Origin of the sequence: Lysinibacillus sp. KU-BSD001, assembly GCF_042920265.1 — a bacterium.
Taxonomy (GTDB): Bacteria; Bacillota; Bacilli; order Bacillales_A; family Planococcaceae; genus Lysinibacillus_B.
On record NZ_JBDQZI010000006.1, the window covers coordinates 84,883 to 99,108 of the forward strand.

At 40.0% G+C, this 14,226-nt stretch carries 13 protein-coding genes; 7 read left to right on the plus strand and 6 right to left on the minus strand.

Annotated elements, in window-relative coordinates:
* From AAGS61_RS10790 to AAGS61_RS10815, 6 genes are all read left to right on the plus strand, one after another.
* Positions 1 to 1,356 carry a HAMP domain-containing sensor histidine kinase gene (locus AAGS61_RS10790; RefSeq protein ID WP_391371328.1) on the plus strand — a complete coding sequence of 452 codons (1,356 nt, stop codon included), beginning with the start codon at positions 1 to 3 and terminating at the stop codon, positions 1,354 to 1,356.
* Complete coding sequence (locus AAGS61_RS10795) at positions 1,346 to 1,948, plus strand: PepSY domain-containing protein (RefSeq protein ID WP_391371331.1); 603 nt, start codon at positions 1,346 to 1,348, stop codon at positions 1,946 to 1,948. The genes AAGS61_RS10790 and AAGS61_RS10795 overlap by 11 nt, the downstream gene beginning before the upstream one ends.
* A 90-nt stretch (positions 1,949 to 2,038) precedes the next feature.
* Positions 2,039 to 2,863, plus strand: coding sequence for a PepSY domain-containing protein (locus tag AAGS61_RS10800; protein WP_391371334.1), 825 nt, complete (start codon positions 2,039 to 2,041; stop codon positions 2,861 to 2,863).
* 304 nt (positions 2,864 to 3,167) lie between these two features.
* Positions 3,168 to 3,344 carry a hypothetical protein gene (locus tag AAGS61_RS10805; RefSeq protein WP_391371337.1) on the plus strand — a complete coding sequence of 59 codons (177 nt, stop codon included), beginning with the start codon at positions 3,168 to 3,170 and terminating at the stop codon, positions 3,342 to 3,344.
* Positions 3,345 to 3,522: 178 nt separating this feature from the next.
* Entirely contained in the window at positions 3,523 to 3,825 is a 303-nt protein-coding gene (locus AAGS61_RS10810; RefSeq protein WP_391371340.1) for a DUF4212 domain-containing protein, read from the plus strand.
* 44 nt (positions 3,826 to 3,869) lie between these two features.
* On the plus strand, positions 3,870 to 5,534 hold the full coding sequence (locus AAGS61_RS10815) for a sodium:solute symporter family protein (RefSeq protein WP_391371342.1): 1,665 nt from the start codon (positions 3,870 to 3,872) through the stop codon (positions 5,532 to 5,534).
* Positions 5,535 to 5,594: 60 nt separating this feature from the next.
* Here the strand turns inward: AAGS61_RS10815 and AAGS61_RS10820 are convergent, their stop codons facing one another.
* On the minus strand, positions 5,595 to 6,776 hold the full coding sequence (locus tag AAGS61_RS10820; protein WP_391371344.1) for a GTP-binding protein: 1,182 nt from the start codon (positions 6,774 to 6,776) through the stop codon (positions 5,595 to 5,597).
* A 142-nt stretch (positions 6,777 to 6,918) separates the two neighbouring features.
* Here AAGS61_RS10820 and AAGS61_RS10825 point away from each other — a divergent pair, with 142 nt between their 5' ends.
* Entirely contained in the window at positions 6,919 to 7,875 is a 957-nt protein-coding gene (locus AAGS61_RS10825; protein WP_391371347.1) for a nuclease-related domain-containing protein, read from the plus strand.
* 133 nt (positions 7,876 to 8,008) lie between these two features.
* Here AAGS61_RS10825 and eno read toward each other — a convergent pair whose 3' ends face one another.
* The 5 genes from eno to gap all read right to left on the minus strand — a co-directional run bounded on the left by eno (position 8,009) and on the right by gap (position 14,191).
* Positions 8,009 to 9,301, minus strand: a complete 1,293-nt coding sequence (gene eno, locus AAGS61_RS10830; protein WP_391371350.1) for a phosphopyruvate hydratase — start codon at positions 9,299 to 9,301, stop codon at positions 8,009 to 8,011.
* 76 nt (positions 9,302 to 9,377) lie between these two features.
* Positions 9,378 to 10,910 (minus strand): 2,3-bisphosphoglycerate-independent phosphoglycerate mutase, encoded by a 1,533-nt coding sequence (gpmI, locus tag AAGS61_RS10835; protein WP_391371353.1) that lies wholly within the window; start codon positions 10,908 to 10,910, stop codon positions 9,378 to 9,380.
* On the minus strand, positions 10,903 to 11,664 hold the full coding sequence (tpiA, locus tag AAGS61_RS10840) for a triose-phosphate isomerase (RefSeq protein ID WP_391371356.1): 762 nt from the start codon (positions 11,662 to 11,664) through the stop codon (positions 10,903 to 10,905). Before tpiA ends, gpmI begins: the two co-directional genes overlap by 8 nt.
* Positions 11,665 to 11,676: 12 nt before the next feature.
* Positions 11,677 to 12,864 (minus strand): phosphoglycerate kinase, encoded by a 1,188-nt coding sequence (locus AAGS61_RS10845; RefSeq protein WP_391371357.1) that lies wholly within the window; start codon positions 12,862 to 12,864, stop codon positions 11,677 to 11,679.
* A gap of 316 nt (positions 12,865 to 13,180) precedes the next feature.
* Positions 13,181 to 14,191, minus strand: a complete 1,011-nt coding sequence (gene gap / locus AAGS61_RS10850) for a type I glyceraldehyde-3-phosphate dehydrogenase (protein ID WP_391371360.1) — start codon at positions 14,189 to 14,191, stop codon at positions 13,181 to 13,183.
* Positions 14,192 to 14,226: the final 35 nt, after the last annotated feature.

Genomic DNA, 14,226 nt, shown 5'->3' on the forward strand with positions numbered 1-14,226 from the left:
ATGAAACTGAATACAAAGGTAAATATTTTATCGACGCTGTTAACGTTAATTATTTTAATTAGTAGCTATACAGGCATTTATTTTTTATTTAAAAATTTGGCGTACGATACAGAATATGCACAACTACAAAATCGGGCAGATGAACTCGTTGCAGCTGTGAGCATTCTGGAATCAGTCGAAAATATCGACTCATTACTTCAAGCATATATCCCGCCAAATGGCTCGTTACGTGTAGTGAATGAGCAAGATAAACCGCTATTTTATATGCACACACTAGCTAGCCCTGAACGAATTCCATATACAATTGAGAAGAATACCCATTTTACTGTTTCTCTGTGGAATCAAACGCCTGTCATGGCCATGGCATACCCGCTCATTTGGCCTGACCATACCGTTGTGACAGTAGAGCTCGTTCAGCCGCTCCATGATATTGCGAAAAATATGGAACTGTTAAAGTGGATTTTAATCTTAATGACGCTTGCTGCGATGGTACCTATTTATTTAGCGAGTGTTGTCCTTGTGCGCATCATCGTTCGTCCTATTCAAAGTCTGACGACAACGATGCAAAAAAACATTGAAACGTCTCGCTACGAACAAATTACATTACAAAATCATAATCGGGACGAAATCGCGGAAATGACACAAACCTACAACAAATTCATGCAGCAAGTGGAAACTAACTATACGAAGCAACAGCAATTTATCGGGAATGCATCCCATGAGCTAAAAACACCCTTAACGGTCATTGAAAGCTATGCAAAACTGTTGGAGCGTCGTGGATTTTCCAATGAAGCCGTAAACAAGGAGGCACTGGCAGCCATTTTAAAAGAAACGAGTAATATGAAGCAGCTGATGGAACAAATGCTTCAGCTTGCAAAAGCGAGCGAACAACCAAAAGTGGAATGGGCAACGGTTGACATTCAATCACTTCTTACAGATATTTCCCAAAGTATGAAGCAAGCATATGGCACGGACATCATCATTTCTGGCGAAAACATCACGGTGGCATCTGATGAAGCTAAATTAAAACAGCTATTATTTATTTTTCTAGACAATGCAAGAAAGTATAGTGAAAAAACAATTGATGTACACATAGTAAGTGGGGATTTAGTAAAAATTTGTGTTACCGACTACGGTGTCGGTATTCCTGAAGAAGACATCCCCCATCTATTTGATCGGTTTTATCGTGTCGATAAAGCGCGAAATAGGAAAACAGGCGGCACTGGTCTCGGTTTAGCCATTGCTAAACAACTTGCTGATTTGCTAAAAATCGACATGGCGTTTACTAGTAAGGTCGGAGTGGGCACAACAGTGACATTATCGTTTACGAAACGAGGCACAAGTGATGAAAAATAAGTTAAACATTCTCCTGATTAGCTGTGGGGCCGTGTTACTTGGACTATTACTCATCAATGCCCTCCATCATTTGACAGAAGACACTACGCTATCTGAAAAGCAAATTGTTTCGCGAGTAGAAGCGCTATACGGCGGGGAGATTGAGCATGTCATCAAAAAAGGACCGCAATATATGATTACTTTCTCTACAGAAAAAGGGACTTATGAAGTCGCAGTGGATGAAGTAAACGGGCGTTTTTCAAATTTAACATTCATTTATGAAAAACCAACTATAGTAGAAAATGAAACATCGTCACATGTATCGGATGAAGAAACTCCTGTGGATAAACCAACCGAGACCGATGTGCAAACAAGTCCACCAGTGGAGCAGCCAAGTTCACCTCCACCGCAGGAAAATCCCATTTTATTAACGGAGCAACAAGCGATCGCCATCGTGCAAAAACAATTTTCTGGTGAAATTGAAGATGTAGATTATGAAAAGACAGCAGACGGGGGCTATTACGCAATTGAAGTTGATACGGAAACAGAGGAAATAAAAATAAGAATACATGCCATTACCGGAAAAATTATATCTGTTTTATTCGACGATTAATTTTCTCATGAAATTCTAATCTTTCTCACAGACTGTTTTCATGTTCACTTCTTACAATAACCTTAACAATAAATGAAGGAGTGACAAAATATGAAAAAGGCAATTATTATCCCAACCGTATTTTTAGGCATTCTAGGTGGCTATGCTCTTGCCCAAACAGAAATTTTCAGCTCAGCAGAAAACGTAACAAAGATTACGGCCGCACAAGCAAAAGAATTAGCATTAAAAGAGTTTAATGGAAAAATTATCGAATTTGAATATGACCATGATGATTTAGTACCACACTATGATTTTGAAATTGTGGGGACAACAGAAAAGGTCGATGTAGAAGTCGATGCCATGACCGGAACTGCTACTATTACAGAGCGTGAAACAATCAAAAAAGCAAGTCCATCACAAGCACCGAAGATTACGGCAACACAAGCAAAAGAATTAGCGTTAAAAAAGTTTAATGGAAAAATTATTGAATTTGAATACGACGATGATGATGCAGTACCACATTATGATTTTGAAATTGCTAGTACAACAGAAAAGGTGGATGTAGAAGTCGATGCTATGACTGGAACTGCTGCTATTACAAATCGTAAAACCATCAAAAAAGGAAATTCATCACAAGCAACGCAGGCACCTAACAACCAAACGACTCAGTCACAACAAATAGCGCAAACGACGCCAAATAAAACAACGACTGCTCCACAAGCGAGCAATACCATTACAAAAGCACAAGCGATTGCGATTGCTCAGCAAAGAGTAGCGGGTACAGTCACAAAAGTCGAATTTGATGATGATGATTTTGAATATGAAATCGAAATTAAAAATGGACAAATAGAATATAAATTCAAAATTCATGCGAAAACAGGCGCTATTTTATCTTATGAAGAAGATCACGATGATGATGATGATTTAGATGACTAATTTTTTCCAACGATGAAGGATTTTTTACCTTCATCGTTTTTTTATTTTTAGTCATTAATACATAGATTCCCTAAAAAAGAGGAAAGTATTGTAAAAATTTTTGTTTTATTAGAAAAACAATACTCAAACTTTACACCCCTTATTTATCAGACTATTCTGTAAAAAAACTTCCCCTTTATACTATTCTTAAATATTTTCTGCAATAAATGCGTTTTATTCTACTTTACAACGTTATTTTCTTATTTTATATTATAGAAAGAAAATTTAATTAATTCCAAATTATTCATAAATAGGGGTGAGGATGATGCTTTACTTTTTTATGTTATTAACAATTGCCTGTTTAACATACGCACTTGTAAAAAAGAGATTCATATTTTTGACAGTTCCAGTAGCAGCCATGATGCTCTATATGGTCATTAAAGTTGTTATGGTTCCTCTTCCATTAGGGGAAACATTAAAGTTTATTTTTGGTTTACGTTAATGGCCAAAATTGTAGTGTTATTCTTTTTCTCAATAATTTTCTTTGTTCACGCAAAGATGATTATATAATCCACGTATTGAAGGGAGGATCGTTTTTTTAAAGTAATATTCTAGTTATCTTGCAATTTTTAAAGGGGTAAATGTTTAATCAGGGGAAATATTCAAAAGGGGTGATTTTCATGAGAAAGATTGAAAAACGTAAGGCTGATGCTTACTTCCGCGAAAAAAATACGTATATGGTTATTTTCTTTATCATTTGGTTCGTTGTATCGTTTGGTACGGCTGCATTTGCAGACTCCCTCACAGATATTCGAATCATCGGGTTCCCGTTCCATTACTTCATGGGGGCAATTGGTGCACTAGCAACCTTCATTATCTTACTATTTGCAAATGCCATTGTTGGAGATATGATCGACAAAAAATACGGCATTGATGACAAGCGAAATGAAGAAATTAGTGCTGGAAAAGTGCTAGATCACTAATAACACTCATTTTATGAATACGAACTATAAGGAGGGGAAATAGTATGGATAGCCAATTTTTAGTATCATTAGTTATTATTTTAATTACATTTGCTATTTATATTGGAATCGCTGTTGCAAATACAGCAAAACAAACTTCGGACTTTTACGTTGCAGGTCGTGGGATACCACCAATCTTTAATGGGATGGCCATTGGTGCTGACTGGATGAGTGCTGCATCCTTTATCGGTATGGCCGGTACAATCATGTTATTAGGTTATGATGGGTTAGGCTATATCATGGGTTGGACAGGTGGTTACTTATTCTTAGCCATCTTACTTGCTCCACAATTACGTAAATTCGGTCGCTTTACAGTACCAGAGTTCATCGGTGACCGTTTTAACAGTAAAACAGCATTAGTCATTGCGGCTATCTGTACAATTATTATTAGTTTTACTTACTCAATTGGACAATTATCTGGTTCAGGGGTAGTAATTGGGCGTTTATTCGAAATTGATGCACGAATTGGCACAATGATTGGGGTAGTATTAATTGCACTTTATTCTGCATTTGGTGGAATGAAAGGGATTACATGGACACAAGTAGCGCAATACGTAATTTTAATTATCGCTTACTTAGTACCAGTAATCTTCATGTCTTTCCAATTAACAGGAAACCCAATTCCTTGGATTTCATATGGCGAAATCGTTACAAAAATGGGTGAATTAGATCGCGAGCTTGGTATATCTGAATACTTTGCACCATTTACAAACGCTTCTAAATGGCAATTCTTAGCACTTATGTTTACATTAATGTGTGGTACTGCAGGTCTTCCTCACGTTATCGTACGTTTCTACACAGTATCAACGATGAAAGCTGCTCGTTGGTCAGGTGCTTGGGCATTAATCTTTATCGGATTATTATACTTCAGTGCACCAGCATACGCTGCATTTGCTCGCTTCATCCTTATGACAGAAGTTGCTGGTAGCCAAATTTCAAACTTACCTACTTGGACACAGTCTTGGGTAGACACAGGGAAATTACAAGTTGCTGATAACAGCGGTGATGGTATTTTACAATGGAACGAGCTTGTCATCGCAAATGATATCGTCGTAATGGCAACGCCTGAAATTGCAAACTTAGGTATGCTTGTAATCGGTTTAGTAGCAGCTGGTGCGATGGCTGCCGCTCTTTCTACAGCTGGTGGTTTAATGATTTCGATTTCTTCATCATTCGCACATGACATTTACTACCGTGTATTAAATCCACAAGCGAGTGAGCGTAAACGTTTATTCGTTGGTCGTATGTCGATTGTCGTTGCAACACTTTTAGCTGGTATTATTGCACTTAACCCACCTGGGGCAATTACACAAATCGTAGCATGGGCGTTCGCGATTGCTACAGGTACGTTCTTCCCAGCATTAGTATTAGGTGTATGGTGGAAACGTGCCAACGCACAAGGGGTTATTGCTGGTATTTTAGTCGGTTTAGGTGTAACACTTGCGTACATCTTTGCTGCTAAATATGGTGGATTCACAATTTTAGGTATTATCGATACGGGGGCAGGTGTATTCGGTGCTACTGCTGCATTCCTTACAAATATCATCGTATCGCTAGCAACACCAGCTCCATCAAAAGAGCTACAAGACGAAGTTATCAACCTTCGTTACCCAGAACAAATGGTTTACAAAGATGGAGAAGTATACTTGAATGACGGTTCAACGAAATAAGCTATAAGTAAAAAGAGGGATATTTAGAAAGCTAATGCTTTCCAAATATCCCTCTTCTTTTTAAGATGCTACAACAAATTTCGGAAGCGGATCATTAAATGTTTTCCAGTCTTGTTTCATTTCCTCATCTGTTAATAAACATGCGTCAAGTTCACGCTCGATATCTTCACGTACCATATCCATCCCAATTAGTACAAGCTCCGTCATGCGATCGCCGAACTGTTCATCCCATTTTTCTTGCATCGCTGGATCTTCTCGTAAAATCTGCTCCCGCTCATGTACGGGTAAATCAGCTACCCAATGACCTGCTGCTTGAAATTGCAGCGATACCCCCGCTTGTGATAATAATCCGACAAAATCACGCCCTGCTAACCAGAAAAAGCCTTTCGCGCGAACAATTTCTTCTGGAAATTGTTCCAACCATTCATACCACCGTTCTGGATGGAATGGGCGACGTCTTCGATAAACGAATGAAGAAATACCATATTCCTCCGTCTCAGGTGTATGCTCTTCATTCAATTCTTTTATCCATCCTGCCCCTTGGCTCGCTTTTTCAAAATCGAAAAGCTTGCGGTCTAGCAATATAGCAAGTGGGATTTCCCCTTTTTCTGCCGTATGAATTTCTGCACTTGGATTTAATTGGTGAAGAATCGCTTTAAATGCTTCCAAATATTCCGTTGTGACAAGGTCTGGCTTCGTAATGACTAAAATATCCGCAAATTCAATTTGTTCAATTAATAAATCCGATACGTCACGTTGATCGTAAATATCATCTGTTTGCTGGCGTTCTAGTAATGTTTCGCCACTTTCGTAATCTTGCCAAAAGCGCGCTGCATCCACAACGGTAATCATCGCATCTAGTGTGCAATGTTTTGTTAAATCGATGCCCAGCTCTTCATCGATATATGTAAAGGTTTGCGCTACGGGAATTGGTTCCGCAATACCTGTAGATTCAATCACGAGCCCGTCAATATTCCCTTGTGCGACAAGCTTTTCTACTTCAATCATTAAATCCTCACGTAACGTACAACAAATACAGCCATTCGTTAATTCCACTAATTTTTCTTCTGTTCGTGAAAATCCACCATCTTGAATCAGCTGTGAATCAATATTGACTTCACTCATATCATTGACGATGACAGCTAACCGTCTACCTTCTCTATTTGCTAATAGTTGGTTTAAAATGGTTGTTTTCCCTGCACCTAAATAGCCGCTTAACACGGTTACTGGAATTTTATTCACTTGTTACCCTCTCCTTAATAGTAATTATTACTATTTATATAATTTATCATCCCAAAAGAAGAAAGTAAAGAGTAATCATTACTACTCATAAGTATATTGAATTTTCTGTATTTTGTTGTATGATAAATTCGGGAGGTGATTTATGCTCATTCTCGAACGACAGAAATCTTCACAGCTATTGTATTATCAAGCATTGCTCCGCCGGATATACGAGCATGATGTGGAATACGAAGATTTCCATAAACAATTGCTATCTCTTGAAGCAGGTCATAGTGGGGAACAACGTACAGATCGCGAATTCATTGATATTGCACTGACTCACCCTCATACCCTTCTATACAATCTTGAACTATTAAATGCTCAAGGTACTTCACATCAGATTGATTCCATCCTTGTCACGCCTAATTTTTTACTGATTCTTGAAATTAAAAATATGAATGGCACTCTGTTTTATAATGCTACTCACCATGAGTTTGGTCGCATCCGTCACAATGGACAAGTAGATATTTTTTCAGATCCATTTGCTCAAAGTCATCGACATCAAACCGTACTAGAGCGATTACTTCATCACTGGGGATTCATGCTTCCCGTTATGTACGTGGTCGTTGTGGCCAATTCGAATGTACGCTTCGATCAATCATTACAGCACTACCCTATTTTGCAGTTGAGTGGGCTTCGATTATATATCGAGCGATTATTTGAGAAGTATTCTATCGAATATGTAAATACGACAGAGCTCGAAAAACTTTCTACGTACTTGTTAAGCACATTACATCGTCCCGCCGTCAAACGTTTTGTAGCACCTGAACGCCTTCAAAAAGGGGTCCTTTGTGCAAAATGCCAATTTACAGAGGTCATGGTTTACGTAAATCGCACATGGTACTGTCCAAAATGCGGAGAACGAAATAAAAAAGCAGTCCACCAAGCATTACATGATTATCGATTATTAATAAGTGACCGAATTACGAATAAGGAATTTCGGGATTTTGTAGGTATTGAGTCCATGCAAGTTGCTTCAAAAATTTTGTCTCGCTTAGGATATGAAAAAATCGGAGATAAAAGAGGAAGAGTTTATATCATTTCGGAAGATTGTCTATAAACGGGGGTGATTTGGCTATTATCGGAGTGGGTTTGGCTATTAACCAGGTTAGTTTGGCTATTATCACAGCAGGTTTGTCTATTAACCCATATAAAAACCGGGTACCCGCACAAAACGGGTACCCGATCAAATATTATTTAATGTTATAGAACGATTGTAAGCCTAAGTATTGAGCTGTTGCACCTAGTTGGTCTTCAATACGTAGTAATTGGTTGTATTTTGCAACGCGGTCTGTACGAGATGGTGCACCTGTTTTGATTTGACCAGCGTTTGTTGCTACTGCGATATCAGCGATTGTGTTATCTTCTGATTCACCAGAACGGTGAGAGATTACTGCTGTGTAGCCAGCGCGTTTTGCCATTTCGATTGCTTCGAATGTTTCAGTAAGCGTACCGATTTGGTTTACTTTTACTAGGATCGAGTTGCCAACACCTTGCTCGATACCATCCGCAAGTTTTTTCGTGTTTGTTACGAATAAATCGTCACCTACTAATTGTACGCGGTTACCGATGCGCTCAGTCAGTAATTTATGACCAGCCCAGTCGTTTTCGTCTAAGCCGTCTTCGATAGAGATGATTGGGTACTTAGATGTTAACTCTTCGTACCAAGCAACCATTTCTTCAGATGTACGAACTACGCCTTCACCTGATAAGTGGTATTTGCCATCTTCTTTGTTGAATAACTCAGAAGACGCTACGTCCATTGCTAATTTTACTTCTTCGCCTGGTTTGTAGCCAGCTTTTTCGATTGCTTCAAGGATTACAGTGATCGCTTCTTCGTTTGAACCAAGGTTTGGCGCGAAACCACCTTCGTCACCTACAGCTGTGTTGTAGCCTTTATCCTTTAATACTGCTTTTAAGTGGTGGAAAATTTCAGCACCCATACGTAAAGCGTGACGGAAGTTTTCAGCACCTACTGGCATAATCATGAACTCTTGTACGTCCACGTTGTTGTCAGCATGCTCCCCACCATTGATGATGTTCATCATTGGTACTGGTAATTGCTTCGCATTGAAGCCACCAAGGTATTGGTATAAAGGTACATCTAAGTAGTCAGCTGCTGCATGTGCTACTGCCATTGATACCCCAAGAATTGCGTTTGCACCTAATTTACCTTTGTTTTCTGTACCGTCAAGCTCGATTAACGCTTTGTCGATCACAACTTGGTCAAGTACTGAGTAGTTACCTTCTAATTCCTCAGCAATAATTGTGTTTACGTTTTCTACAGCGTTTAAAACACCTTTACCTAAATAACGACCTTTGTCGCCATCGCGTAATTCTACTGCTTCGTATTCACCAGTTGATGCACCAGATGGCACGATAGCGCGACCGAATGCACCTGATTCTGTAAATACTTCAACTTCTACTGTTGGGTTACCGCGAGAGTCTAATACTTCGCGAGCGTATACTTGTGTAATAAATGGCATTGTTTTTCAATCTCCTCTTTTTTAGGTTTATCTCTTAAGGTAAAGATACTCAATATATTCCACTACAAATGGTAGCTTATTCACTAATCAATGTTTTTCCTGTCATGTCAGCAGGTTGTGCTACATTTAATAACGATAACACCGTTGGGGCAAGATCGGCTAAAATACCGTCTTCACGTAAATGAACGTCTTGTTTCGTGACGATGACTGGTACTGGGTTTGTTGTATGGGCTGTCATTGGTAAATCCTCTAGTGTAATAACCTCATCTGAGTTACCATGGTCAGCTGTAATAATCGCCGCGCCACCTTTTGCAATGATGGCATCCACGACTTTCCCTAAGCACGCATCTACGACTTCGATGGCCTTAATCGTTGGCTCTAGCATACCGCTATGCCCTACCATATCAGGGTTAGCAAAGTTTAAGATGATCGCATCAAATTTATCGGCTTCAATTTCTGCTAATAGCGCATCTGTTACTTCATAAGCACTCATTTCAGGCTTTAAGTCATATGTCGCTACTTTCGGCGAAGGAATTAAAATGCGCTCCTCCCCAGCAAATGTTTCCTCACGACCACCACTCATAAAGAATGTCACGTGCGGATATTTTTCTGTTTCGGCAATACGAAGCTGTGTTAAGCCGTTTTCAGCAAGCACTTCACCTAACGTATTCGTTAAGTTATCATTTTCAAAGGCAACGAGTGCATTTACATCCTCACTATAGTGCGTGAACGAGACGAAGGATAAATTTGTCGGATGCTTTTCTGAACGCTCAAAGCCTGCAAACGTTTCATTTGTAAACACTGTTGATAATTGAATCGCACGGTCTGGACGGAAGTTGAAAAATACGACCGCATCATTCGTATCAATCGTTGCAACAGGCTGCCCTTCTTGTGTAATGACAAACGGAATGACGAATTCGTCCACCACTTCGCGTACATAGCTTGATTGTACACCGGCTTTTGCTGTAGCTGCCGTATGCCCTACACCATCTACAAGTGCATCGTACGATAGCTTCACACGTTCCCAACGTTTGTCGCGGTCCATTGCATAATAACGACCGTGAATCGATGCAAATTTCCCTATACCAATCTCCGTCATTTGCTTTTCTGCTTCTTCGATATATTCAAGCGCTGTTGTTGGACCTACATCACGCCCATCTAGGAAACCATGTACATATACTTCTTCTAAACCGTTTGCTTTTGCTAATTTAAGTAGTGCAAATAAATGCTCATAATGACTATGTACACCGCCATCAGAGAGTAAACCCATTAAATGAAGTTTAGAACCATTTGCTTTCGCGTGTTCCACTGCCGCAAGGAATCGTTCATTGCGGAAGAAGTCGCCTTCACGGATCGACTTATGAATGCGCGTTAAGCTTTGATATACGATACGACCTGCACCGATATTTAAGTGTCCTACTTCAGAGTTCCCCATTTGGCCATCGGGTAAACCAACCGCCTCACCGCATGCAGTAAGTGTTGCATGCGGATAAGCGTTCCAAAAACGATCAAAATTTGGTTTGTTTGCTTGTGCTACGGCATTGCCCTTCAATTCATTGCGAAGAGCAAAGCCATCTAAAATAATTAATGCTACTGGCTGTTTAGGCATTTGCGCCGGCCTCCAATAATTTTAAATAAGAATCTACTTGTAAACTCGCACCGCCAACTAAGGCACCATCAATATGTTCCTTCGATAACAGCTCGACAATATTTTCTGGTTTGACAGAGCCGCCGTACTGAATACGAATCGCTTCAGCTGTTGCGGACCCGTACATGTCCGCTACCACTTTACGAATGGCGCCACATGTTTCATTGGCATCATCCGCTGTTGCTGTTTTACCTGTACCGATTGCCCAAATTGGTTCATATGCAAGGACCATATGCGACACTTCGTCTGCTGTGAACCCTTCGAGTGCTGCGCGAATTTGGCCAGACACTTTCGCTTCTGTTTGGCCTTCTTCACGCTCTTCTAACGTTTCCCCACAACAAATGATTGGTACAATGCCGTGTGCAAGTGCTGCTTTTACTTTTTTATTGACTGCTTCGTCTGTTTCGTTAAACATTTCACGACGCTCTGAGTGTCCTAAAATCACATAATCTACATGGATCGCTGCTAATTGTGCTGGACTAACCTCACCTGTAAATGCACCTTCCTGCTCAAAGTGCATGTTTTGCGCGCCGATTGCTAAATCCGTTTCTGTAGCGATATCGACTAAAGTTGGTAAGTAAATCGCAGGGGCGCAAATGACTGCATCTACTTTTTCCTCTGAAGGAATAGACTCTCGTACTGCTTCGACAAACTCTACTGCTTCGTCAAATGACTTATACATTTTCCAGTTGCCTGCAAGTATTGGTTTACGCATAAATTCCCTCCGTTACTTATCGTTTAGTGCGACAATGCCTGGAAGTGCTTTACCTTCCATTAACTCTAATGAGGCACCACCGCCTGTTGAAATATGACTCATCTTGTCAGCTACTTCAAACTTTTCTACAGCTGCTGCAGAGTCACCACCGCCGATTACTGTGTAGCCTTCTGTTTCAGCCATTGCATTTGCTACTGTTTTTGTACCATTCGCAAATTTATCCATTTCAAACACACCCATAGGTCCATTCCAAATAATAAGCTTCGAATTTTTGATAACGTCCGCATATGCGTTTGCTGTTTTTGGTCCGATATCAAGCCCCATCCAATCAGCAGGAATGGCATCAATGTCTACTGTTTGTGTTTCTGCATCTTTTGAAAATTCATTTGCTACTACCGCATCGATTGGCATATGCAGCTTTACGCCTTTTTCTTTTGCTTTTTCGATAAACGACTTTGCTAACTCGATTTTGTCTTCTTCTAATAAAGAATTACCAATCGAATAGCCTTGTGCTTTTATGAATGTAAATGAAAGGCCACCACCGATGATTAAGTGGTCTACTTGATCCAGTAAGTTTTCGATTACGCCGATTTTATCTTTTACTTTCGCACCACCAATAATTGCTGTGAATGGGCGATCTGGGTTTGACAATGCTTTTCCTAGCACGTCTAATTCTTTTTGCATTAAGTAACCACATACCGCTGTGTCAACGAATTTCGCAATCCCTTCTGTTGAAGCATGTGCACGGTGAGCTGCGCCAAACGCATCATTAACATAAACATCCGCTAATTTAGCGAAAGCTTTTGACAGCTCTTCATCATTTTTCTCTTCGCCTTTATGGAAGCGAACGTTTTCAAGTAAAACAATGTCGCCCTCTTGCATGCTAGCAACTGCTGCTTCTACTGCTTCACCGATGGATTCGTCTAGCTTTTTCACTGGTTGACCCATTAATTCAGCTAATCGCTCGCCCACAGCTGTTAAGCGCATATCTTCCTTCACTTCGCCTTTTGGACGCCCTAAGTGAGAAGCTAAAATCACTTTCGCACCTTTTTCTGCTAAAGCTTGAATTGTTGGAATGGCTGCACGAATACGTGTTTCATCCGTTATTTTGCCTTCCGCCATTGGTACGTTAAAATCTACGCGTACAAAAACGCGTTTCCCTTTTACATTTACATCATCCATCGTCTTCTTTAAAAACATGAAGAAAACCCTCCTTCAATTTTAGAAAAAGGCACTAACCTTTTTATAGTAGACTTTCGCTCTAATAGTAACAAAAGTCGATATGTATGTCTCTTGTAAGCACGAAGCGACTCCCTCGTTTGTTACAAATTAATTATGCCCGAAGGCTATATCTTCATTCAAATGAAGAAAAAGGACGAGTCGGTAAACCGCTCATCCTTTTACCTTTATACATTATAATAGTTCAATCTCATAAAGGCTATACTTTTCATCTACATTTTATCGTATTGTGACACACTTTTTCTTCGATTCGGCAAAAGTATGTCACAATTATTTTTTAGTTTAACCCACGCTTTACTAAATACAGCGCTAAGTCCATTAAGCGCGCTGAATAACCGATTTCATTATCGTACCAAGCGACTACTTTGATCATGCGCTTTTCCATGACCATTGTCGATAAACCATCCACCGTTGAAGAGGCTGGGTTGCCGTTATAGTCAATCGAAACAAGCGGTAATTCGTTGTAGCCTAAAATGCCTTGTAATTGCCCTTCTGAAGCCTCTTTTAATACGGCATTCACGTCTTCGACCGTCACATCTTTATCAACTTCTACAACTAAGTCAATACATGATACGTTCGGTGTTGGCACACGCATCGAGAAACCATCTAATTTCCCTTTTAGTTGCGGCAATACTTTCGATACAGCGACCGCTGCACCTGTTGTTGTTGGAATCATAGACACTGCACCAGCACGGGCACGACGCGGGTCAGCATGCGGGAAATCCAGAATACGTTGGTCATTCGTATACGAGTGAATTGTCGTCATCATCCCACGCTTAATGCCAAAATGTTCATCTAACACTTTAGCAACTGGTGCTAAACAGTTTGTTGTACAGGATGCATTGGAGATTACATCCATCGTTTCTGGATCGTAGTATTCTTCGTTTACCCCCATTACAAATGTTGGCATTTCACCTTTTGCTGGTGCGGAGAGAATGGCTTTTTTCGCGCCTGCTTGCACATGCTTTGATACATCTTCCATTGAGCGGAATTTCCCTGTACACTCTAACACAACGTCAACGCCTAATTCACCCCATGGCAAATTTAATGGGTCTTTTTCTGAAAACACACGAATACGTTTACCATTTACGATAAAAGCATCCTCTTCCGCTGTGACATCTGCTTCGTAAACACCATGAACTGAGTCATACTTTAATAAGTGTGCTAACTGACCTGCATCTGTTAAGTCGTTTACTGCCACTACTTCAAACTCATCGTGTTTCAACGCCTCGCGGAATACTAATCGACCGATACGACCAAAACCATTAATTGCTAGTTGTAATGCCATGTTCATTCCTCCAAATAAAGTATTTTATAATAATA